General features: G+C 62.9%; 18 protein-coding genes and 1 pseudogene. 17 read left to right on the top strand and 2 right to left on the bottom strand.

Features of this window, described 5'->3' with window-relative positions; all coding sequences use genetic code 11:
- Positions 1-331: 331 nt before the first annotated feature.
- The 8 genes from BN2476_RS13325 (at position 332) to BN2476_RS13290 (ending at position 9,429) form a co-directional block, all read left to right on the top strand.
- The gene (locus BN2476_RS13325; protein ID WP_087734647.1) at positions 332-2,023 is read left to right on the top strand and encodes a 5-guanidino-2-oxopentanoate decarboxylase; all 1,692 of its coding nucleotides are present in this window, start codon (positions 332-334) and stop codon (positions 2,021-2,023) included.
- A complete protein-coding gene (locus BN2476_RS13320; RefSeq protein ID WP_087734646.1) occupies positions 2,020-3,525 on the top strand; it encodes an aldehyde dehydrogenase family protein in 1,506 nt (501 codons plus the stop codon). Before BN2476_RS13325 ends, BN2476_RS13320 begins: the two co-directional genes overlap by 4 nt.
- Before the next feature lie 115 nt (positions 3,526-3,640).
- A complete protein-coding gene (locus BN2476_RS13315) occupies positions 3,641-4,738 on the top strand; it encodes an ABC transporter substrate-binding protein (protein ID WP_087734645.1) in 1,098 nt (365 codons plus the stop codon).
- 5 nt (positions 4,739-4,743) lie between these two features.
- On the top strand, positions 4,744-5,670 hold the full coding sequence (locus tag BN2476_RS13310) for an ABC transporter permease (RefSeq protein ID WP_087734724.1): 927 nt from the start codon (positions 4,744-4,746) through the stop codon (positions 5,668-5,670).
- Positions 5,667-6,509: an ABC transporter permease gene (locus tag BN2476_RS13305; protein ID WP_087734644.1), complete on the top strand. Its 843-nt coding sequence runs from the start codon at positions 5,667-5,669 to the stop codon at positions 6,507-6,509. Before BN2476_RS13310 ends, BN2476_RS13305 begins: the two co-directional genes overlap by 4 nt.
- 38 nt (positions 6,510-6,547) lie before the next feature.
- Entirely contained in the window at positions 6,548-7,621 is a 1,074-nt protein-coding gene (locus tag BN2476_RS13300; RefSeq protein ID WP_087734723.1) for an ABC transporter ATP-binding protein, read from the top strand.
- A 98-nt stretch (positions 7,622-7,719) separates the two neighbouring features.
- Positions 7,720-8,445: an amino acid ABC transporter ATP-binding protein gene (locus tag BN2476_RS13295; protein ID WP_087734722.1), complete on the top strand. Its 726-nt coding sequence runs from the start codon at positions 7,720-7,722 to the stop codon at positions 8,443-8,445.
- Positions 8,446-8,505: 60 nt separating this feature from the next.
- Positions 8,506-9,429, top strand: a complete 924-nt coding sequence (locus tag BN2476_RS13290; RefSeq protein WP_087734643.1) for a LysR substrate-binding domain-containing protein — start codon at positions 8,506-8,508, stop codon at positions 9,427-9,429.
- Between the two features lie 195 nt (positions 9,430-9,624).
- Here BN2476_RS13290 and BN2476_RS13285 read toward each other — a convergent pair whose 3' ends face one another.
- Complete coding sequence (locus BN2476_RS13285) at positions 9,625-10,314, bottom strand: ferredoxin reductase domain-containing protein (protein ID WP_087734642.1); 690 nt, start codon at positions 10,312-10,314, stop codon at positions 9,625-9,627.
- 334 nt (positions 10,315-10,648) lie between these two features.
- Here BN2476_RS13285 and BN2476_RS13280 point away from each other — a divergent pair.
- Positions 10,649-10,957 (top strand): annotated as a pseudogene (locus BN2476_RS13280) (OsmC family protein); the annotation flags it as partial.
- A 266-nt stretch (positions 10,958-11,223) separates the two neighbouring features.
- Here BN2476_RS13280 and BN2476_RS13275 read toward each other — a convergent pair.
- On the bottom strand, positions 11,224-12,048 hold the full coding sequence (locus BN2476_RS13275) for a phytanoyl-CoA dioxygenase family protein (RefSeq protein WP_087734640.1): 825 nt from the start codon (positions 12,046-12,048) through the stop codon (positions 11,224-11,226).
- Between the two features lie 95 nt (positions 12,049-12,143).
- Here BN2476_RS13275 and BN2476_RS13270 point away from each other — a divergent pair, with 95 nt between their 5' ends.
- The 8 genes from BN2476_RS13270 to BN2476_RS13235 all read left to right on the top strand — a co-directional run bounded on the left by BN2476_RS13270 (position 12,144) and on the right by BN2476_RS13235 (position 22,166).
- Positions 12,144-13,337, top strand: a complete 1,194-nt coding sequence (locus BN2476_RS13270; RefSeq protein ID WP_143810958.1) for a xanthine dehydrogenase family protein molybdopterin-binding subunit — start codon at positions 12,144-12,146, stop codon at positions 13,335-13,337.
- A complete protein-coding gene (locus BN2476_RS13265; RefSeq protein WP_160111711.1) occupies positions 13,262-13,726 on the top strand; it encodes a molybdopterin cofactor-binding domain-containing protein in 465 nt (154 codons plus the stop codon). Before BN2476_RS13270 ends, BN2476_RS13265 begins: the two co-directional genes overlap by 76 nt.
- Positions 13,727-13,825: 99 nt before the next feature.
- Positions 13,826-15,130 (top strand): c-type cytochrome, encoded by a 1,305-nt coding sequence (locus tag BN2476_RS13260; protein WP_087734637.1) that lies wholly within the window; start codon positions 13,826-13,828, stop codon positions 15,128-15,130.
- 720 nt (positions 15,131-15,850) lie between these two features.
- Positions 15,851-16,384 (top strand): thiamine pyrophosphate-binding protein, encoded by a 534-nt coding sequence (locus tag BN2476_RS13255; RefSeq protein WP_173819616.1) that lies wholly within the window; start codon positions 15,851-15,853, stop codon positions 16,382-16,384.
- 14 nt (positions 16,385-16,398) lie between these two features.
- Positions 16,399-17,004, top strand: coding sequence for a thiamine pyrophosphate-dependent enzyme (locus BN2476_RS13250; protein WP_087734635.1), 606 nt, complete (start codon positions 16,399-16,401; stop codon positions 17,002-17,004).
- A 24-nt stretch (positions 17,005-17,028) separates the two neighbouring features.
- Entirely contained in the window at positions 17,029-18,441 is a 1,413-nt protein-coding gene (locus BN2476_RS13245; protein ID WP_087734634.1) for an aldehyde dehydrogenase family protein, read from the top strand.
- Positions 18,442-18,482: 41 nt separating this feature from the next.
- Positions 18,483-20,597, top strand: coding sequence for a hydantoinase/oxoprolinase family protein (locus tag BN2476_RS13240; RefSeq protein ID WP_235850810.1), 2,115 nt, complete (start codon positions 18,483-18,485; stop codon positions 20,595-20,597).
- Positions 20,598-22,166, top strand: a complete 1,569-nt coding sequence (locus BN2476_RS13235) for a hydantoinase B/oxoprolinase family protein (RefSeq protein WP_087734632.1) — start codon at positions 20,598-20,600, stop codon at positions 22,164-22,166.
- The last annotated feature ends 27 nt before the right edge of the window (positions 22,167-22,193 follow it).

The following is a 22,193-nucleotide window of genomic DNA, read 5'->3' as shown; positions in this document are numbered from 1 at the left end:
GCGCTGCCGCTTGCGTCCCACACCTCCGCGCCGCTGCCCTGCACACCCGTTGATCCAACTTCGTCGAATCGCACTGCGCCAGCGGCCGGGGCGTTTTCCGCTGCCCGAATTCCGCCGTCTGCACTCGGACAAAGTTTTGCGCTGTCTTCCGGCCACGTGGATCGCATGAGGGTTTTCCTGTGGTCATGCGCGACAGTCATGCGCGCCATGAAAACTTATCGATTGTTCGGAGTCGCACGAGCCCCAACAATAATCCGGACCACGCAGTGTCTTCACAGGTGACCGCTACCGTATCCGTTCGGGACGGTACCAACCAGGAACGTGACAGGCGATGAACTTTCCAGAAACTATTGCCCACTTCGATGAAGCTGGAACAAGGCCGCCCGCGCGGCCTGCGACGGATCTGACATGTGGCGAAGCGCTCGTCGCTTTGCTGGAGGGATACGGTGTCCAGTACGTGTTCGGTATCCCGGGCGTACATACGGTCGAACTCTATCGGGGACTCGGCGCTTCGACGATCCGGCACGTTACGCCGCGCCACGAACAGGGCGCGGGCTTCATGGCAGACGGATATGCGCGTGTGACCGGCAAGCCGGGCGTGTGTTTCATCATCACCGGGCCTGGCATGACCAACATGGCGACTGCGATGGCGCAGGCCTATGCGGACTCCATTCCGATGCTCGTTATCTCAAGTGTGAACGCGCGACGCCAACTGGGCACAGGGGACGGACGTCTACACGAATTGCCATCACAGCAGGATGTGTTCAGCGGTTTCACCGCGTTCTCGCACACGCTGCTCAATGCCGCGGAACTGCCGCAGGTGCTGGCCCGTGCTTTCGCGGTTTTTGGGAGTGCCCGACCGCGACCGGTGCACATCGAGATTCCGCTCGACGTGATCGTGGCGCCAGCGGGTGGCATGAATCTCACGCCCCCCGCGCTGCCCGCAAAACCCACTGCCTGCCCGAATGCCCTGGCTGCGGCTGCAGACCTGCTCGCCGGGGCGCGACGGCCACTGATCCTTGCCGGCGGCGGAGCGTCGGATGCACCCGTCGAGCTGCGTGAACTCGCCGAACGCCTGCAGGCGCCCGTCGCACTGACCATCAATGCCAAGGGCCTTCTGCCCGCCGGCCACCCGCTGCTCATCGGCTCAACACAGTCGCTGGCGCCAACGCGCGCAATGGTTCGCGAAGCGGATGTCGTGCTCGCGGTCGGGACCGAGCTGGGAGAAACCGATTATGACGTGATGTTCGACGGCGGCTTCGCGATCGAGGGCCTGCTGATCCGCATCGATATCGACGGTCAGCAACTGATGCGCAACATGCGCCCGGACGTGGCCATCGCAGGCGATGCGCGGCACGCGCTTGGCAGGCTCTCGACGCGACTGCACGAATGCGCCGCGCACGCGCCGCAGTCCGACTGGGGCGCTCCGCGTGTTGCGGCCGTACGGGAAACCCTGCTGGCAGGCTACGACCGGCCGACGCGCTCACAGATGCATCTGATTGACACGATTATCGACACGCTGCCGGATGCGATCATTGCGGGTGACTCGACGAGTCCCGTCTATGCGGGCAACTTCGCGTACGACGCTCGGGCCCCGCGTTCCTGGTTCAATTCGTCGACCGGCTATGGCACGCTCGGCTACGGTCTGCCCGCTGCAATCGGCGCGAAGCTCGCAGCGCCCGAGCGCCCCGTCGTATGTCTGATCGGCGACGGCGGTCTGCAGTTCACCTTGCCTGAGCTTGCGAGCGCCGTCGAAGCACGGGTTCCCGCGATCGTGCTGCTGTGGAACAACTTCGGCTACGGTGAGATCCGCAAGTACATGACGGCACGCGGCATTGTTCCTGTCGGCGTCGACATTCACACACCGGACTTTATGGCGCTGGCGCGCGGTTTCGGATGCGCAGCCTGTCGGGCCGACACTCCGCATGCGCTTGCGGCGCAACTGCGTCATGCCGTGCGGCGGGACAGCCCGACGGTGATCGAGATTGATGAAGCTGACTGGTTCGCACGGGTGCCTGCATGAAACCGGACAACCTTCTCCCGTCGGGCATCCCGTTGCGCACCGAACTGTACATCGATGGCTGCTGGCGGGCGGCAGAAGCGGGACGCCGTCTGTGCGTCGTCAACCCGTCGACGGAGCAGAAGATTGCGGAGGTAGCGGCGGCCGACGCCGCTGACGTCGACTGTGCGGTGCAGGCTGCGGCCCTGGCCCTGCGCAGCTGGAAGAATACGACGGGGGCCGCGCGTGCCGCTCTTCTCCGTGCAATCGCGCGCGGTGTCGAGGCGCGCCGCGCACATCTGGCTGCACTCCAGTCGCTCAATAACGGCAAGCCGCTTGCCGAAGCGCAGACCGATGTGGGCGATGTCATTGCCACCTTCGACTACTACGCGGACCTGGCCGACAGCATGGATCAGACGGGCCCATCCAGCGTGGCGATCCCGAGCAGCGACTATCACGCGCAGATCAGCCGCGAGCCGGCCGGCGTCGTTGCGCTGATCGTGCCATGGAATTTCCCGATGGTCACCACGGCCTGGAAGCTCGCGCCCGCGCTCGCGGCCGGGTGCACCGTCGTGCTCAAGCCTTCGGAAATAACGCCGCTGCCCGAACTCGAGCTCGCCGCCATTCTGGAGCAAGCAGGCGTGCCGCGCGGCGTGGTGAACGTTCTGACGGGCACAGGCACTGAGGTCGGCGCGCCGCTCGTTGCGCATCCGCTCGTCGCGAAGGTCTCGTTCACGGGCAGTACCGCGGTGGGCGCGCAGGTCATGAAGACGGCGGCGGACACCATCAAGGGTGTGGGGCTCGAGCTGGGCGGCAAGTCGGCCATTATCGTGTTCGCGGACGCGGACCTCGAATTGGCCGCCGATCTGGTCGCGGCGGGCGGATTCTTCAACGCGGGCCAGATGTGCTCCGCCACTTCGCGGGTACTGGTTGAGCGGCCAGTCGCCGACGAGCTTGTCGCACGTCTGGCGCAGCGCGTCACGCAGATCGTGGTGGGCGATCCGTTCGCGGCGGGAGTACAGATGGGGCCGCTCACCAACCGCGGCCAGTATGAACGCGTGCAGCGGTTCATCGCACAGGGCAAGGCCGCCGGCGCACGTCTGGTGATCGAGGGCTCGGCGCCGGCCGGGCCAGGTTACTTCGTGAAACCGACGTTGTTTGTCGATGTCCCGTCCGACAGCGTGTTGTGGCGCGAAGAGATCTTCGGTCCGGTACTTTGCGTGCGCAGTTTCGATACAGAGGAAGAGGCAGTCCGGGTCGCCAACGACACCGAGTTCGGCCTCGTTGCAACGGTCGTCACGGAGGACGCGGCGCGCGGCAGCAGAGTCGCCCGCGAACTGGAAGCGGGCGTCGTGTGGATCAATGCGCCGCAGCTGATCTTTCCGCAGACCTCGTGGGGTGGCTACAAGCGTAGCAGCATCGGCCGTGAACTCGGTCCGTTCGGCCTCGCTGCCTTCCCGGAAATCAAGCAGATCCTGATGCCAAATAGGCATACGCCTGCCGCGCAGCGCATCGGCTGCCCATGAGTTCACGTCATGACGCGCATGCAGAGATTTCGTTTGTTGCCCGTTTTTGACGAACCTACAGTTGATTCACCCACCACGCCGACACGCGGCCACGCGACTGAAACTGGAGACGACCATGCAAGACATCAAACGGGGCAGAAGGCAGGCTATCAAGACCATTGGTGCGGCGCTGGCGGCATCGGCACTGCCCATGCCGTTCATCAGTACTGCCAGGGCACAGGAAAAGAGCTTCGCGGGCAAGACGCTGCGGCTCTTGACGTGGTCCGACGACACGGGCGCGGCGGCGTTGCGCAACATCGCGAATACGTTTAGCCAGAAGACGGGTGCCCAGGTCGTCGCCGACCGCGCGGACGGCACCTCCGGCATGGTTGCGAAGGTGAAGGCTGCCGGCGAGCGGCCCACGTACGATGTGATCACGCTAGCGGGTGTCGGTGCGTCGGGTCTCGCGGACGCAGGCCTGCTGATGAAACCGGACCTGGACAAGCTTCCCAACCTGAAGGACGTTGCCCCGCAGTACCGCACGGGCGCCAATGGCTTTGGCGTCGGCTATCTGCTCTGGTCGGACGGCCTGATCTACAACACGTCGACCGTGAAGACGCCGCCCGCAAGCTATGAGGCGCTGTGGGACCCGAAGTACGCGGGCCGGCTTTTCCTGCCGCCGCCGGAATGGGCCGAGGCCGTCGATCTCGCGATCATCGCGGCGAAGATGGCAGGTGGCTCGCAGCAGAACATCGAGCCGGGATTCGCGCGGCTCGCGCAGTTGAAGGAGCGCGTGCTGACGCTTGGAGAAAACCCGAACCAGATCGCCGACCTGTTCCGTACGGGTTCGCTCGACATCGGCGGCATCTATGCTCCGGCATTCTTCCCCGACCAGATCCGCAAACCGGAATACCGGATGGGCGTGACCTACGGCATGAAGGAGGGCTTCGCGACGCAGTTGATGTTCACCGTGATTCCGAAAGCGCATCCCGGCGATCTCGATCTGATCCATGCGTTCATCAACCATTCGCTCGACGCGGGCGTCCAGGGGCGCATGGCCGCCGACGTGCTCAACGGTCCCGTCAACGCGAAGGCCGTCATCCCGGCCCAGAGCCGCGCGTTCGTGCCGTCGCCGCAGCAGATCGCCGAGAAGGCAATACTGCATGACGACAAGACGCTGGCCGCTGTCCAGCCCGGATGGATCAAGCGCTACACCGCGCTGTTCGCGGCGTGATGGACATGCCTACGCTCTCATCACGCCGCGCCGGGCAGGCGGCCTCCGCGGACGAGGCCGCCGCGCAACGCCGCGGTCCTCCGGCGCTGCCCCGCGTGCCGCCGTGGTTGCTGCTCGCGCCGATCTTCACGTTTCTCACGGTGCTGGTCGCGGCCGCCGTCGCGGTGCTGCGCATGAGTTTCGGCATGCCTGGCAACGAGTGGCATGCGTTCACGCTGCAAAACTATGTGGACCTTGCGGATGACTACTTTCTGCATTCTCTGTGGCTGACGCTGCGGCTCGCATTGCAGAGCATGGTCTGTGCGGTCGTGCTCGCGATTCCAGTGGCGCTCGCGCTGGCGCGTACGCAATCGCGCCTCGCGCGGCGGCTTCTGCTTGCGGGCGTGCTGTTGCCGCTGCTGGTTAACCTGCTGCTGCAAGGCTATGGATGGCTCGTGATGCTCGGACCCGCGGGGCTCGTCAATCACGCGCTACTCGCGGCAGGCGTCATCCGGCGGCCGTTGCAGTGGCTGTATCGCGAGAACGGCGTGCTGCTCGGCCTGATCCAGACGGCGTTTCCGCTCGCCGTGCTGCCGATATCGAGCGCGATGCGCGCGATATCGCACTCGTATGAAGAGGCGGCCGCCACACTTGGCGCAACACGCTGGCAGACGATGGGTCATGTGGTGCTGCCGCTGGCCATGCCAGGGCTTGTGTCCGGAGCGCTGCTCGTGTTCGCCTATAACGCGAGCGCATTTGCGGTGCCGCTGCTGCTCGGCGGACGCCGCGTGCCGATGCTCGCCGTACTGGTGCATGACCAGGTGGCGCCGTTGCTGAACTGGCCTGCTGCATCCGCATCGGGTGTCGTGCTGATGGTGGCGACACTCGCCGTGATGGCCATCTCGCAACGGCTCGTGCGCACGCTGCAACGTCACGGGGAGTCCCGCTCATGAGCACCTTGCGTATTCCCGCAGCCATGCCCGGTCGGCTCGGCCGGCTAACAGGGCTGTTCGCGACAGTCGTGCTCTTTCTCGCCGCGCTGCCGATCCTGACGATGATCACGATGTCATTCGGCAATTCGGACACGCTCGAATTTCCACCCCAAAGCTTCGGTCTGCACTGGTATCGCGCCGCATGGCATGCGTTCGTGTCGCCCGATGCGGGCGACGTACTGTCGATGGGCGCCGCGCTGACGACGAGCCTTGTCGTCGCCATCTCGACGATGCTGATCGCCACCGCGGTATCCGTGCCGGCCGCGTACGCCCTCTCGCGTTACCGCTTCCGGGGCAAGGCGATCATCGAGCAACTGGTTGCGCTGCCGCTCGTCTATCCGCTCGTCATGCTCGGGCTTTCGCTGCTGCTCGTCTTCAACGCATTGCCGGTGGAACTCGGCGTGTTGCGGCTCATCATCGCGCATGTGATTCTCGCGCTGCCGTTCACGGTGAAGAACTGCGCGGCGTCCGTCGCGTCCGTCGGCCCGGAGTTCGAAGAAGCCGCCTGCGTGATGGGCGCAAGCCCGCATCGCGCGCTCTTCGATGTCGTGCTGCCCCTCATGCGCCCGGGCATCCTCGCCGGGATGCTGTTCGCGTTCATCATCTCGTTCAACGAGTTCACGGTGACGTTTTTTCTCTACAGCATCAACACGATGACGCTGCCCGTCTGGCTCTACAGCCGCACGGTCTCGTCGCTGGACCCGACCGTGTTTTCGTTCGCGGTGGTCATTGTGATGATCGACTTTGCCCTGATCTGGCTGCTCGAAAAGCTCGTCGGCGACGAAGGCGTGGCGCTCTGATCTTCGCCGGCACAGGATCACAGGGATAAGGAATGCTCATGACTCATCTGACGCTTCAAGCCGTCACCAAGCGCTTTCACAACACGTTCGCCGTCGATCATGTCGATCTGAGCGTGCCCGACGGCAAGCTTGTCTGCTTTCTCGGGCCATCCGGTTGCGGCAAGACGACGCTGTTGCGCATGATTGCCGGGCTCGAAACGCCGACTTCCGGCTCGGTGATGTTTGCGGGCCGCGACCTCACCCATGTGCCGGCGAACCGCCGCGATTTTGGCATGGTGTTCCAGTCGCTCGCGTTGTTCCCGCACATGAGCGTCGCGGAAAACGTCGCGTATCCGTTGCGGTTGCGCCGTGTCGAGCGCGGCGCTCAGGCAAGGCGCGTTGCCGAACTGCTCGAACTGATCCAGTTGCCGCATATGGCCAACCGGCCGGTTACGCAGCTCTCGGGAGGACAGCGTCAGCGCGTCGCGATTGCGCGCGCCATTGCGTCATCGCCGAAATTGCTGCTGCTCGACGAGCCGCTCTCGGCGCTCGACGCGAAGCTGCGCGAAGCCATGCAGGTGGAGATCCGGATGCTGCAGCAGCGCCTGGGCATTACGACGATCATGGTCACGCATGATCAGCGCGAAGCCATGACGATGGCAGACGAGATTGTCGTGATGGAAAAAGGGCGCATCGCCCAGGTCGGCAGGCCGCTCGATATCTACCGTGATCCCGTGAGCGAGTTCGTGGCGGACTTCATCGGGCTCGGCAACATCCTGCCCGTGACCTTCGATGGCGAGGACAGAATCGGGTTGCCGGGCGGCCGGACGATCTCCGTGCATGCCGCTTCGCGCGTCGCGCGCACAGCGGGCGATATCCGTCTGCTGATCCGGCCGGAGGACGTGTGCGTGCGGCCCATCGACGCAACGCCTGGACCGAACGTTCTCGCCGGCAAGGTCACGTTCGTGCGCGACGTCGGGGCTTCGATCGAGGCCACCATCGACTGCGATGGCTTCACGCTGACAGCGGCTACGACGCCGCGCGAGACGCCTTCCCTTGCGGTCGGCATACGGGTGCTGGCGGAGATGCCGGCCCATGCCTGCCGGCTGATCGCGGCACGCACCGCGCACTGAATCAATTTCACGTCCTGGGCGGCGCGGCGATGCAAGCCGCGAACGCCGGAGTGAACGGATACGGCAGCAGCACGACATCACGAGAGACAGGTTTCAACATGATTTCCATCAGCAACGTATCGAAATGGTACGGTCAGTTCCAGGTGCTTGCCGATTGCAGCACCGAAGTGAAGAAAGGCGAAGTGGTGGTGGTATGCGGTCCGTCGGGCTCGGGCAAGTCGACGCTGATCAAGACCGTCAACGGACTCGAGCCGTTCCAGGGCGGCGAGATCACGATCAACGGTGAGTCGGTCGGTGACGCAAAAACGAACCTGTCGAAACTGCGCTCGAAGGTCGGCATGGTATTTCAGCATTTCGAGCTTTTCCCGCATATGTCGATCACAGACAACCTGACGCTCGCGCAGATGAAGGTGCTCGGGAGGCGGAGGGACGAGGCTGCCGACAAGGCACTGCGGCTGCTTCACCGGGTCGGCTTGCGTGCCCATGCCGACAAGTATCCCGGCCAACTTTCCGGCGGCCAGCAGCAGCGCGTGGCGATCGCCCGCGCGCTGTCGATGGACCCGGTCGCGATGCTGTTCGACGAGCCAACTTCGGCGCTCGATCCGGAGATGATCAACGAGGTGCTCGACGTGATGGTCGAACTCGCGCAGGAAGGCATGACGATGATGTGTGTGACGCACGAAATGGGCTTTGCCCGGAAGGTCGCGCACCGTGTGATATTCATGGATCACGGCCGCATTGTCGAAGATGACCTGAAGGAAGCGTTTTTCGCGAACCCCAGGTCCGACCGGGCGAGAGATTTTCTGGGCAAGATCCTGCATTAGACGCTTATGGATGGGCGCATGCGGAGTTCTGACGCCCTTTCGTACGGGACGGCTGCATCCATGAGACGACTTCCTCCATTACACGCACTCCAGGTTTTCGAAATGGTGGCTCGACACCGCAGTTTCACCCGTGCGGCCGAGTATCTATGCCTGACGCAAGGGGCCGTCAGCCGCCAGATTCTCGCGCTGGAAGACTATTACCAGTTTCCGCTCTTCATCCGGGGCCCGAAAGGACTCACACTGACGGCTGAAGGCGAAATGCTGTTGCCGACGGTCAGGGAGAGCTTTGGGCGCATCGAGGAGGTCTCGCTGCGACTCACACGCCAGCGCACGGATGTCGCATTGAAGGTGCCGACGTGCGTCATGCGCTGGATGCTGCCCAGGATCATGCGTTTTCAGGGCGAACATCCCGACCTGCAGCTTCAGATCACGACGACCTGGCAACATGACGTCGACTTCCAGGCCGAGCCATTCGATGCCGCTATCATCTACGGTTCGTCGCCCGGAGTCGATGTTCACGCCGTGCCGCTGTTCGAGGAGCAGATCACACCCGTCTGCGCTCCTGAATTGCTGGGCAAAGCGCCACTCCTCAGCGTTGACGATCTTGCGCAATTCACTCTGCTGCATCCGACGCGCGACCATCGGGACTGGAAGCTGTGGCTCGGTCATGCCGGCGCATCCGGGGTCGATGCGAACCTCGGGCCGAGTTTCGACACGCTCGATCTGGCAACAAACGCGGCCATGCAGGGCTTCGGGGTGGCCATCAGTGACCGGACACTGGTCAGTGAAGACGTGGCGGCCAGGCGCCTCGTCATGCCGTTCGATACCTTTGTCGAAACGGGGGCGCGCTACTATTTTGTATATCCTGACTGTGTTGCCTGTCAGCCAAAGATGAAGATCCTGAGCGAGTGGATTGCGCTGAACCGCGCGCAACCGGTGCATCCAGTTGACGTAGCTGCATCTCGCAGGGACGCTCACGCCTGAAGTGGCGGCAAGGAGAGACGGCAGGCGAGTCGCGTTGCGCCATGGCTGTGCGACGCGTTTCGATGCCGCTCACTTCCGCACGATGAAACGGGGGCGCCGTTTCTTCTGTTTGAGCGCCTCCCGCGCGCATTCTTCTCGAGTTGTCTCGCACGATCCGTTCATGTTGGCAACGTGTGAACGTCGCGCCGCCGCGGGCTATGCGGTGTGGTCACCGAGCACGATTTTATGAATGTTCGCGGCGTACACCCATTCGCGGGCCTGGCGCTCAATGCAATCCATGAAAGCCGGGGGACCACTGCAGTAAATCTGAGTGTTGGCATGAGTTGGACTCATTGCGTGGGAACACTTCTGCGCGAACAGATCGTCGGACAAGCCGAAGTAATGACTGACCTTGCCATGACTTCGCAGCGCATGAAGTTCTTCCCGTAGAACTGCGCGGTCGGCCGATCGGGCGAAGTTGTGCACCTCGAACCTTTGACCCGCCGTTGCAAGCCGCTTCGCGATTCCCGCGATCGGTGCCACGCCTATCCCAGCAGCAAAAAGGATAGATCGCACACGCTCGTCCACGATGGTTGGTGGGCTTTCGGGGATGCCGACAAATACTTCGTCTCGTTCATTCAACGGAAAATCGGACAGCAAATTATCCGTTCTGCCATCACCTCCTTGTCTCGTGCCGACCACGTAACCATCGGACAGGGACGAAAAACGGAGCAAAGGATAAAACCTTTCTTTGCCGCCAGCGCTATTCAGACAGAGGGTGACGCGTGACCCATCGTCAAATGGCGGAAGCACGGCTTTATGCGTTGGTCGAAGTTCAACGGCATGGTATCCCTCGGCAATTTGCCATTTCCGGCTTACGACGACGGGAATCAGGTTGTCGTGCATGTCTTCTCCGATAAGGCTGGCATCTTCCGCAATCGGAAGGCATGTCAGTGTGTGGATCGCAGAAAATGGCCGACCCGGCAACTATTGGAAGGGCGGCTATGGTCGAGAGTAGGACGGGCCGGAGTCGCCAGCAAGCCGCTGTAGCCGAATATCACTCATACAGTTGCGCTAATAGTCATTCAACGCTGCTCCGCGCGGACAGGAGACCGGGATCTTCCCAAACATCTTCATATCCTTCTGCAACACGGAACCGCCACCCTGCTGATAGCGCAAGGTAAGGCAAGACTGGGACTTCCGTGAGTCCGCGCCTGGCTGTGACAGCCGCGAGTTCATCGCCACCGAGCCGCACCCGAGAGCCGAGCAGTTGTTTGCGGGCGCCTGGTCGGCCTGTTACACCACCGTGTTCGGGATGGCGGCCCAGCTGGAGAAGGTCACGCTGCCGCCCGACTATTCCGTCGACATCCAGGTGAACATCGGGCAGACGGGTGCAGCGTGGCACCTCGGCGCCCAGTTCACGATCCGCGTCCCGGGTGTGGCAAAGGAAGTCGTCGAGGCAATCGCGCACCTGGCCCATCAGATGTGCCCGTACTCGAAGTCTGTGCGCGGCAACATCGAGGTCGGCATGAACATCGTCACTGCGTGATCCGCAAAGGCACGTGCCTCTCTCTGAGGCACGTGCCCCGCACTGATCATTTCCAGGGAATTTCCATCACGAAGACCCGGCTCGGCGTTGCACTGCTCGTCACGCCAATCACCGCCACCAATGTGATACCCGTCACGATGATGACGGTCGCGGCGGCATGCTCCTCGCGAACCGGGCGCGATGGTCCGGATGCCGCCAGGACACAGCGTGTCGATTCGCGATCGGGAACACCCGGCCTGTCTTCGGCATATTGAGAATGCGATTTTTCAGTATTTGGCGGCCTGCTCGTCGAGCCCGCGCTGGAAGCGCGCCACTGCGTCGCGATGGAACGCCTGCTCCGCCTCGCCGTAGCTCACGCGCGGGCGCGGTTCGTCGTCGTAGTAGCCAAACGTGTCCTCGCCGCGCACGAGCATCGCCGTCAGGCGAGTCGAGCCGTTGTTGCGCGCATGTGTCGGGATGTAGCTGAAGCCGAGGCCGACGCGCCGATGGTCGGACTGATTCGGGCCGGACGCGTGAATCAGATACGTGTCGTGGATCGAGAACTGGCCGGGCTTGACGGGCATGAACGCCGTTTTGCTGCTGTTGTAAGGCACGTCGATGGTTTGTCCTTTGGACAGCAGAATGTCCTTCGACGGCACTTCGCCGTGGTGCAACTGGCCGAGCTTGTGCGAGCCCGGCACGACCTCCATGCAGCCTGCCTCGATCGACGCGTCGGTCAGCGCGACCCAGATGGTGACCTGCGTGCTCGGCTCCAGCCCGAAGTACGTCGAATCCTGATGCCATGACACATACGCCGGATCGCGCGCTTTCTTCGGCCACACGGCGAGGTTGAACAGCAAAATGTCCGGCCCGATCAGGTCTTCGACGGCATCGAGCACGGCCGGATGACGGCCGATTTCGTCGACCCACGGAAACAGCAGATGCGGCTTGAAGTTGAAGCCTTTGCCCATCTGCTGATTAAGGGTGGCCTCGAAGGCTTCGAGTTGTTGCAGGTAGTTGCCTGCCTCGTCGGCGGAAAATGCGTCGACGGGACTCACGTAGCCGAAATCGCGGTAGTGCTGGATTTGTGCGTCGGTAAGTTTCTTGCCCATGGTGCGGAGTGTCCTTCGAATACTGATGGAGTCCGTACCGGTCTTCCGCACTGGGATTTCCAGATGTCATCGCCGGTCGTGTGTCGCACGGGTACGTGCACGATGTCGTAGTCGACGGCATGTTGCACGGCACTGTCGTATTGCCGCCGAAGCGCGGTATGAAGCTGGTTTCCGTCGACGGTTTTCCCCAGCCGGTGCCCGGCGTGGTCAAGGTCGTGACGCGCAAGAATTTTGTCGGCATCGTAGCGGAAACGGAACAGGCGGCCGTGCGCGCGCTCAATGCACTGCGGGTGACATGGGCGCCAGTCGCCGCAGAGCAGAACCTCGACGACGTGTACACGACAGTCCGCAACACGCCACTCATCAACGAGACAGTCGAAGGCAGAGTGGGCGATACGGCCAAAGCGTTCGCCGGCGCGACTTCGATCCTCGAGGCCACGTATCTGTTGCCCGTCAACTCCCATGGCATGATGGGGCCGTCTTGCGCGGTCGCTGACTTTCGTGACGGCAATCTGACATTGTGGTCCGGAACGCAGTGGCCCGAGGGCACGAGAGATGATGTCGCCGCGATGATGGGGCTGCCGGTGGATCAAGTGCATCTGATCTGGGTGCAAGGCTCGGGGTCGTATGGACGTCTCGGAGTAGACGACGCGGCAGGCGATGCGGCCTTGCTGTCGCAGGCTGTGGGCCGACCTGTGCGCGTACAGTGGCAGCGTGCCGATGAAAATCAATGGTCGCCGTTCTGTCCCGCCGCTGTTATTCGCGTGAAAGCGGGTCTCGATACGCACGGAACCATCGTCGCCTGGGAGTTCGAGAACCGTACGCCCGGACATTCGACTGCGGAGCGTGGCAACATCCTGGCCTGGCGCGCGCTCGGCACCAATCCAGGACATAAGCGCCTGAGCGGCGGCGCGGACAATCCCAGCTACGATATTGCCAATCTGCATGTCATCACGCGCTACACAGACGAGATCGTGCGCGCCATCTACATGCGCTCGGTAGCGGGCATCCAGAATACGTTTGCAATCGAATGCATGATGGACGAACTTGCGGCGAAAGCCGGGATGGACCCCGTCGCGTTCCGACTCAAGCACACGTCAAACGAGCGCTCGCGCACCGTGCTCGAGACGTTAGCCCGTAAAGCGGGCTGGAAGGCGTCGCAGAAGCCCGTGATAAACGGGGATCTGATCGAGGCGCGAGGCATCGGGTCGCTGTGCGCAGGCGACGGCAAGCTCGCGAACCACGGGGTGCATGGGGCAATCTCGCGACAATCGTCGACGTGGTGCTGAACCGCAAGACGGGCGCGATTCGCGTCAAGCGCGTCTTCGTTGCCTTTGACGCCGGGCGCATCGCCAATCCCGACGGGCTGCGCGCGCAGGCTGAGGGCGGCACCATCATGGGCATCAGCCGCGCACTGAAAGAAGAGGTGCTGTTTCGAGGAGCCGCTGTAGCTTCGTCGGACTGGTTGACCTACCCGGTACTTCAGTTTAACGACCTGCCCGAGTTTATCGACGTCACGCTAATCGATACCGATCACCCTCCGCTGGGCGCCGGAGAAGTCCCGAACGTCACGCCCGCTTGCGCGATTGGCAACGCGGTATTTGCGGCGACAGGCGTGCGCATACGCGAACTGCCGCTCACACCCGACAGGGTCAAGGCGGCGCTTGATGCTGCGTAGTCGGCTCTTGCTGGTCGGCTGGATCGTTTGACGTAAGGACGCGCCACGTGCCCTTCACCCTGCAAGACGGTATAAAAACAAAACATCGAGAAGGCAGGCATGAAACTTCCGAATTTTATTCGCATCTGCGCTGTGTACGCGTCGGTGATGCTTGCGATGTCCAGTCATGCTGTGTTGGCCCAGAGCAAGTCCGAGTCGAAGGGCGCATATCTGGCGAGGGCGGCGGACTGCGTCGCGTGTCACTCGGTGCCGAACGGGAAGCCGTTTGCGGGCGGTCTCAAGATGGGAACGCCTCTTGGCAATATCTTCAGCACCAACATCACGCCCGACAGGCAGACGGGTATCGGCAGCTACAGCCTCGCCGACTTCGACCGCGCAGTGCGCAAGGGCGTGGCGAAGGACGGACATAGGCTATATCCAGCCATGCCGTATCCGTCGTATGCAAAGATCAGCGACAGCGATCTCGCGGCCCTGTACGACTACTTCATGCACGACGTTGCACTCGTGCATCAAATGAACCGGGCGTCCGAGATCGAATGGCCCATGAACGCGCGATGGCCGCTTGCCGCGTGGAATGCGCTGTTCGTCGACAGCAAGCCGTACACGACGGAAGCGTCGCACGATGCCGTCTGGAATCGCGGGGCCTATCTCGTGCAAGGACTGGGGCATTGCGGCGCCTGTCATACCTCGCGCGGCCTGCTTTTCCAGGAGCGCGCACTCGACGAGAGCGACAGTCGCTTTCTAGGCGGCGCGACGCTCGACGGCTGGACCGCGAGCAATCTGCGCGGTAACGCCGACACAGGACTTGGCCGCTGGAGCGAGGACGAAATCGTTGCTTTCCTCAAGAATGGCGTAAATGGTCATGCGTCCGTTTTCGGCTCGATGATCGACGTTTACAACAACAGCTCACAGTTCCTCAGCGAAAGCGATCAGCACGCCATTGCCGTTTATCTGAAGTCCTTGACGGCGACTCCCGGTGGCAAGGATACGTACACCTATAGCGATGCAACGGCAAAGGCACTTCAGCGCGGCGATATCACGAAGCCGGGCGCGGCGGTGTTCCGCACGCAATGCGCAAGCTGTCACGGCATGGACGGCAAAGGCCTCGGCGATGGGCTGCCATCGCTGGCGGGCAATCCCAACGTGCTGTCGAACGATCCGTCGTCCGTCATCAACCTGATTCTGAACGGTGCGCAGCGGGTCGTGCGCAAGGGGATGCCGGACACCTATCGGATGGCGCCTTTCAGGTTGCAGCTCAATGACCAGCAGATCGCGGATGTCGCGACCTGGATACGGCAGGCCTGGGGCAACCAGGCGGGGGCGGTGACGAGAGCGGACGTCGGGAAATTGCGGGCCTCGACCAATATGAGCACTGAGCAGGTGGTGATCCTTAAGATGCGCTAGTGGCGGGCTTGCCGCCCTCGCGGGCGGCTGCTGCGTGCCAGGTTCGAGCCAGCAGTGGAAATGACCGCCCCAATCCCGACAAAGACGATAAGTAAAACCCTGACGAGCGGGGGCTAAAAATTAACCACGCGGTGACCGCTCAATCCGATTTGAGCGGTAGATCGCTGGGTTGACGTCTTTCAATCGTGTACCTCAGCAGGGCGGCGGCGTCCGAACGCAGCGCCGATCGAGATTCCTACTCCTGCCGTATAGCCTTTGCCGAGCACGTTGCCGGCCATCGTTTCTCCCGCGACGAAGAGGCGACGAAGGGCAATTCGTGCGGACCGTTGAAGAGTACACCGCCCCGGCACGTCCGCGTAAAGAGGCGGGTGGAAAGCCGTCCGCGCTTAGCCAGCAAATCAGCCGCCACGAGAGCGAGCTTTGACGAAGTAGCGCAGCTCGCGCGATTCCATGCGTCGCGTTCCCCGTTTTCCGCCTGCAATCGATCGATGTGAGTGCCATGTAGTTTTGCACATCACTTCGAAATCCATGAAGTCCCGACATGCTGCGTCGCTCTTCGCGATTTAGTAAGAGCATCGCGCCACGCAATTTATCTTTTAGAACGATCAATGAATAAAAACTAGTTGTTTGTGGTTATGAAATGGCGGACTTAGCATGCCTGTAACGAATCGGCGCCAGACACCGCCGACGTTTAGCGAGGCATCCAGAAGAGGAAACCGAATGTCTGTCCAAACACCCGTCAAGACCTGGTCCGATATCGTCGTGCAGGTCTTGAAAGCCAACGAAGTTCGGCTCGTGACCTATGTGCCGGACAATGTGCTCTCGCCGTTGATCACGGCCCTGCATGCGGACCCCTACTTTACGGTGATCTGTCCGGCGCGCGAGGAAGAAGCCGTGGGCATCACGGTCGGCGCCTATATGGCCGGCATGCGAGGCATCACGCTGATGCAGACGAGCGGCTTCGCCACACTGCCGAACGCGCTCGCTTCGCTGGTGCGTCCGTATCAGTTACCGCTCGTCATGCTGATTTCCGAGCGTGGAACGCTGGGCGACTTCCAACTCGGGCAGGCCGTGGTTTGCCGCACGATGCGCCCCGTGTTGACCTCGCTCGGCATCGAACACTTCGCGATCGAGCGGCTCGACGACGTCGAGTTCGTGACCGACCGCATGGTCAAGCAGGCGTTCACGACGCAGGAGCCTGCCGCCATCATTCTTTCCCCGCTGCTCACCAAGAAGAGCAACACGTCCCATTGAAGGCGGAGCAATCCATGAATTCACCCGAATCCAACGCAATGGAACGCAGCGCCGCCAAGGTGATGAACCGTTCCGATCTGACGCGACGGCTCGTTGCGATGCTCAGGCACGACGAGGCTGTGATAGGCGGCATCGGCAATACCAATTTCGATCTTTGGGCAAGCGGCCAGCGTCCGCAGAACTTCTACATGCTCGGCAGCATGGGACTTGCGATTCCGATCGCGCTCGGCGTTGCGACTGCGCAGCCGCAGCGCAAGGTGGTGGCGCTCGAAGGAGACGGTTCGATGCTGATGCAGCTTGGCGCATTGGGCACGGTTGCGATGCGTGCGCCGAGGAATCTGCTCATGGTGGTCTGGGACAACGGTATCTATCAGATTACCGGTTCGCAAAAGACGCTGACTTCGGCAACGGTCGATCTCGTGGCGATGGCGCGCGGCGCAGGCATCGCAAGCAGCGCATGGGCCGCCGACGAAGCGCACTTCGAAGCGCTGGTGGAGGACGCGCTTGCAGCGAACGGTCCTGCCTTCATCGGCGCGCGCATCGACGACGCAAAGCCGGCCGGTACGACGGAGCGCGATCCCGCGAAGATCCGCATGCGCTTCATGCAAGGCATTGCGTAGCGGCACATTTACGGAGGACACCCTATGTCAAAGCTGCTGATTGGCGGCGAGTGGGTCGATGGAGAATCGGCCCAGACGTTGACCGACAAATATCATGGCCGCGAATACGGCACCATGGCGATTGCTTCGCCCAGACAGGTCACGCAGGCAGTCGACGGTGCACTGGCCGGGTTCGAGGCATCGACGCTGTCGCCTTACGAGCGTTACCGCATCCTGATGGAAACGGCGCGCATCATCGAGGGCCGGTCCGGGAAGCTGATCGGACTGATGCGCGACGAGGCAGGTTTCACGCATGCCGACGGCGACAACGAAGTGCGCCGGTGCGTGCAGACGCTCGAACTGTCCGCCGAAGAGGGCAAGCATCTGGCGGGAGAACTGGTGCCCATGGAGGCGGCTGCGGGAGTCAAGAACCGGCTCGGCTTCACGATTCGCGTGCCTCGCGGCGTCGTCTGCGCGATCACGCCGTTCAATTCCCCGCTCAACACGCTCGCGCATAAAGTCGGGCCCGCCATCGCGGGAGGCAACGCGGTGGTGATCAAGCCGTCGAATGTCACGCCGCTATCGGCAGTCGAGCTGTGCAAGGCGTTGATCGATGCGGGCTTGCCCCCGCGTCTGCTCGCGCTCGTGCACGGGCCGGGCAGCGCCATCGGCAGGCAACTGCTCGCAGATCAGCGCATCGCCTTCTACGCGTTCACGGGTAGCACGCAGGTAGGGCGCGAGATACAGCAGGCAGCCGGGTTGCGCGGCATGCAACTGGAGCTCGGCAGCATCGCGAGCACGATCGTCTGCGCCGATGCCGATCTCGACCTGGCCATTCCGAAGATCATCAACGCCGGGTTCCGCAAGGCAGGGCAGGTGTGCACATCAGTGCAGCGGCTTTTCGTTGCGCGAAGCATCGCGGAGCGCTTCATACCAAAGTTCGTCGAAGCAGTGAGAGCGACGCCTTATGGCGATCCGGCGGACCCCAAAACGATCATCGGCCCGATGATTTCGACGCACCATGCAGAGCGCGCGGCGTCGTGGGTGCGCGAAGCAGTCGACGGCGGCGCGCGCGTGCTCACCGGTGGCCGTTGCGAGGGCGCGCTCTTCGAACCGACAGTGCTGCATGGCGTGCGAGCGAACATGAAGGTGATGTGCCAGGAGATCTTCGCGCCCGTCGTATCGGTCGTCGAGTTCGACGAGATCGACGAAGCGGTGGCGGGCGCCAACGCGAGCGACTTCGGCCTCGCCGCGGGCCTCTTCACATCGGACCTGAAGACCGCGTTGCGGACCGCGAAGCGGCTCGCCTTCGGCGGCGTGCATATCAACGAAGCGTCCAGCGCGCGCATCGACGCGATGCCGTTCGGCGGCGTGAAGGACAGCGGGTTCGGCCGCGAAGGTCCGTCCTACGCGATCCGCGAAATGACGGAAGAGCGCCTCATCACCGTGGCGTATTGATGCGCCGCAGGGCGGCCTTTGAACATCGGGAATCTGACATCTTGGACACATCCATCGCAGCGAACAATGTCCTGCGCATTGCCGTGGACATCGGAGGCACTTTCACCGACGGCGTCGCGACGCTGTCTCCGCTCGGTCGCATCTGGGTCGGCAAGACGCCGACGACACCAAACGATCCGGGCGAAGCCGTTTCGACCGTCGCACTGAATCTGCTTCAACAGGTGTCGGCGTCGCTGGGTGCGGCGGCTCCGAAACTCGGCGAGGTCGTTCACGGAACCACGCTCATCACCAACACGCTGATCGAACGCAAGGGCGCGAAGACCGCGCTCGTCACCACGAAGGGCATGCGCGACGTGCTCGACATCGGGCGCGAATGGCGCTACGACATCTACGATCTGGACATCGTGCTGCCGACACCGCTCGTGGCGCCCGATCTGCGCGTCGAGATCGACGAACGGTTGAACGCCGAAGGCGAGACCTTGACGCCACTTTCAGAAGCCGCGCTGGACGCGATGATCGGTGATCTCGCCGCGCTCGGCGTCGACTCCGTTGCGGTATCGCTGCTGCATGCGTATGTGAACGACGTCAACGAGAAGCGCATTGAAGCGGCCCTGAAGAACGCGTTGCCGAAGCTGAAGGTGTCGTTGTCCTCCGACCTTGCACGCGAGATCAAGGAGTTCGAGCGAACCTCCACGGCTGTCGCCAACGCATACGTCAAGCCGATCGTCGCGGAATATCTGCATGAACTGGAAAACCGCATCGCGCGGATTCAGGACGGCATCCCGCTGCGCGTGATGGTATCGAGCGGGGGCTTCACGTCGGCAAGCTCGGGCGCCGAATCGCCGATCCTGCTCCTCGAATCGGGGCCGGCGGCGGGCGTGCTGTCGGCGCTCAACACCGCTTGCCAGAACGATGTGAAACGCGTGCTCGCATTCGACATGGGCGGCACGACCGCGAAGGCATGCGTGGCCGTCGATGGCGAGCCGCCCGTGGCGCACAGCTTCGAGTGCGCGCGCGTCGAGAGGTTCAAGCGCGGTTCCGGCCTGCCGATTCTGATTCCCAGTATCGAGCTGATCGAAATCGGCGCGGGAGGTGGCTCGATCGCGCACTGCAATCGACTCGGGCTCTTGAACATCGGACCCGAGTCGTCCGGGTCCGTACCGGGCCCGGCATGTTACGACCGTGGCGGCACGGACGCGACGGTCACGGACGCCGACCTGCTGCTTGGCTATCTGAACCCGACCAACTTCCTCGGCGGCGAGATGGAGCTGAATGTGTTCCGGGCTCAATCAGCGATGGAGCGCCTCGCGGGGCAATTGCGCATGCCTGCCGCCGACGTCGCGTGGGGCATCTACAACATGGTCAACGAGAACATGGCGAGCGCCGCGCGGATTCACATTGCGGAGAACGGTCACGATCCGCGCGAGTTCGCGATGGTCGCGACAGGCGGCGCGGGGCCGGTGCATGCCGTCGAGGTGGCGCGCAAGCTGCGCATCCCGCGCGTGCTGATTCCGATTGCAGCGGGCGCAGGGTCGTGCCTCGGCATGCTGGCCGCGCCGGCGCGTGTGGACCGCGCGTTTTCCAGTCCTCGACTGCTCGCGGACACCGAGTGGGACCAGGTCGCCGCGAACCTGGAAAAGCTCAGGCGCGAAGGCGAAGCGGAACTCGACTCAGCGGGCGCCACCGATGTCGAATGGCGCATCGGTGCGGAGATGCGCTACTTCGGCCAGGGCGCTGACGTGTCCATCTCCATTCCATACGAAGCCGTTACGCAGGCTACGAGTGCAAAGGTGCTGAGCTCGTTCGAAGAACAATACGAAAAGCTGTACGGCCGGCTCGTGCCCAATGCCCGGCCTCAGGTGGTCACGTGGCGTCTGACGGGCAAGGCGCGCACGGCGGGGCACCACTTCGAATGGGGCGACGACCGCGTGAAGGACAGTGATGCGCTGCGCGGCAAACGCCCGATCTATCTGCCGCTGCGCGGGCGTTACGACGAAGTGCCTGTCTACGACCGCTATTCGGTGCGTCCGGGCAGGACCATGCAAGGGCCACTGATTCTCGAAGAGCGCGAATCGACGATCGTTGTCGCGGTGGCGTCGGACGTCACTGTGCTCCCCGATCTCACGACGTCCATCACCATCAGGGAATTCGAATAAATGAATCAAGTCTCTACGGCGACGTGCTCGCGAACCGCCAGTTTCGATCCGATCGAACTCGAAATTCTTTGGAAGCGGCTTATCAGCGTAGTCGATGAAGCGTCGGCAGCGTTCGTGCGAACCTGCTTCTCGACGCTGGTGCGCGACGGCAACGACTTCGCGATCGTGCTCACCGATGCGCAAGGCCGCTCGCTCGCGCAATCGACGATGAGTCTGCCCGGCTTCATCGGCTGCCTGCCGGCGACGGTGCGTCACGTGCTCGACAAGTATCCCGCTGCGACGATGCACGAGGGCGACGTATTCATCACCAACGACCCGTGGCAAGGCTCGGGCCATATTCACGACGTCACCACGGTTACGCCGATCTTTCGCAATGGAAGCGTCGTGGCGTTCGCGGCTGTTGTCTCGCACCTCGTCGACATCGGCGGCAAGCTGCGCAGCAACAGCAGCCGCGAAATCTACGAGGAAGGGCTGCAGATACCGATGATGAAACTGCTCGACAAGGGCAGGCCGAACGAAGTCCTGATCGAGATGATCATGCAGAACGTGCGCGCGCCCGAGCAAGGCATGGGCGACATCTGGGCGCAGGTGTCGGCTTGCCGGATGATGGGCGAGCGCCTGCAAGGCCTGCTCGATACGGTGGATCTCGATGCGCTCGGCGCGGAAGTGCGGCAGCGTTCGGAGAACGCGATGCGCGAGGCGATTCGGCGCATTCCCGATGGCGTGTACGAATCGACCGTGCTGCACGATGGGTTCGACAAGCCGATCGAGCTGCATTGCAAACTGACAGTGAGCGGCGACCGTATCGACATCGACTACGCGGGCACCAGTGCGCAGCTTCCGCGCGCGCTGAACGTCGTGCCGATCTACACGTTTGCCTATACCGTGTACGGCATCAAGACGCTGCTGTGTCCTGACATTCCCAACAACGAGGGCAGCTTCGTGCCGATCACCACGCAGGCGCCGCTCGGCTCGCTGCTCAATCCGACCTATCCGGCCGCGTCGGGCGGACGCAGCGCAATCGGACACCTGTTGCCGGCGTGCGTGTTCCGGGCGCTGGGCGACGTGCTGCCGGAAAAGGTATGGGCGGGCGGATCGCCGAATTCGTCGATGACGATGTCGGGCGAATATCGCGGCAAGCGCTTCGCCGTCGTCAATTTTCTGAACGCGGGGCAAGGGGCGAACTCGCGCCGCAAAGGCTTCTCGGCGCTGAGCTTTCCCGCGAATCTCGGTAACACGCCCGTCGAGATGATGGAGTCGCTCGCGCCGATCCGGGTGCTGCGCCGCGAGATTCGCCGCGGCAGTGGCGGTGCGGGCCGGCATCCCGGCGGCTGCGGGATCAGCTTCGAGTACGAACTGCTGTCCGGCGCAACCAACGTGACCGCTTCGTTCCTGATGACGCAGCTCAAGTCGGCGGCGCCCGGACTTGCGGGCGGCGGCGCGGGCCAGCCTGGGCGTCTGCTCGTCAACGGACAATCCGTCGATCCGACGGAGCCGCGCATCCTCGACGCGGGCGACCGCGTGCTGATGGAGACAGCGGGCGGTGGCGCGTGGGGCGCCGTCGCGTGACGTTGCACGACATTCTGTCCATTCACC

The organism is Paraburkholderia piptadeniae (assembly GCF_900007165.1).
Classification (GTDB): domain Bacteria; phylum Pseudomonadota; class Gammaproteobacteria; order Burkholderiales; family Burkholderiaceae; genus Paraburkholderia; species Paraburkholderia piptadeniae.
This window is presented reverse-complemented; position numbering and strand designations above follow the sequence as displayed.

What these genes read in the sequence shown, in the direction of transcription:
- BN2476_RS13325 (WP_087734647.1), top strand. Translation starts at nt 332, where the DNA reads ATGAACTTTCCAGAAACTATTGCCCACTTCGATGAAGCTGGAACAAGG.
- BN2476_RS13320 (WP_087734646.1), top strand. Translation starts at nt 2,020, where the DNA reads ATGAAACCGGACAACCTTCTCCCGTCGGGCATCCCGTTGCGCACCGAA.
- BN2476_RS13315 (WP_087734645.1), top strand. Translation starts at nt 3,641, where the DNA reads ATGCAAGACATCAAACGGGGCAGAAGGCAGGCTATCAAGACCATTGGT.
- BN2476_RS13310 (WP_087734724.1), top strand. Translation starts at nt 4,744, where the DNA reads ATGCCTACGCTCTCATCACGCCGCGCCGGGCAGGCGGCCTCCGCGGAC.
- BN2476_RS13305 (WP_087734644.1), top strand. Translation starts at nt 5,667, where the DNA reads ATGAGCACCTTGCGTATTCCCGCAGCCATGCCCGGTCGGCTCGGCCGG.
- BN2476_RS13300 (WP_087734723.1), top strand. Translation starts at nt 6,548, where the DNA reads ATGACTCATCTGACGCTTCAAGCCGTCACCAAGCGCTTTCACAACACG.
- BN2476_RS13295 (WP_087734722.1), top strand. Translation starts at nt 7,720, where the DNA reads ATGATTTCCATCAGCAACGTATCGAAATGGTACGGTCAGTTCCAGGTG.
- BN2476_RS13290 (WP_087734643.1), top strand. Translation starts at nt 8,506, where the DNA reads ATGAGACGACTTCCTCCATTACACGCACTCCAGGTTTTCGAAATGGTG.
- BN2476_RS13285 (WP_087734642.1), bottom strand. Translation starts at nt 10,314, where the DNA reads ATGCACGACAACCTGATTCCCGTCGTCGTAAGCCGGAAATGGCAAATT.
- BN2476_RS13275 (WP_087734640.1), bottom strand. Translation starts at nt 12,048, where the DNA reads ATGGGCAAGAAACTTACCGACGCACAAATCCAGCACTACCGCGATTTC.
- BN2476_RS13260 (WP_087734637.1), top strand. Translation starts at nt 13,826, where the DNA reads ATGAAACTTCCGAATTTTATTCGCATCTGCGCTGTGTACGCGTCGGTG.
- BN2476_RS13255 (WP_173819616.1), top strand. Translation starts at nt 15,851, where the DNA reads ATGTCTGTCCAAACACCCGTCAAGACCTGGTCCGATATCGTCGTGCAG.
- BN2476_RS13250 (WP_087734635.1), top strand. Translation starts at nt 16,399, where the DNA reads ATGAATTCACCCGAATCCAACGCAATGGAACGCAGCGCCGCCAAGGTG.
- BN2476_RS13245 (WP_087734634.1), top strand. Translation starts at nt 17,029, where the DNA reads ATGTCAAAGCTGCTGATTGGCGGCGAGTGGGTCGATGGAGAATCGGCC.
- BN2476_RS13235 (WP_087734632.1), top strand. Translation starts at nt 20,598, where the DNA reads ATGAATCAAGTCTCTACGGCGACGTGCTCGCGAACCGCCAGTTTCGAT.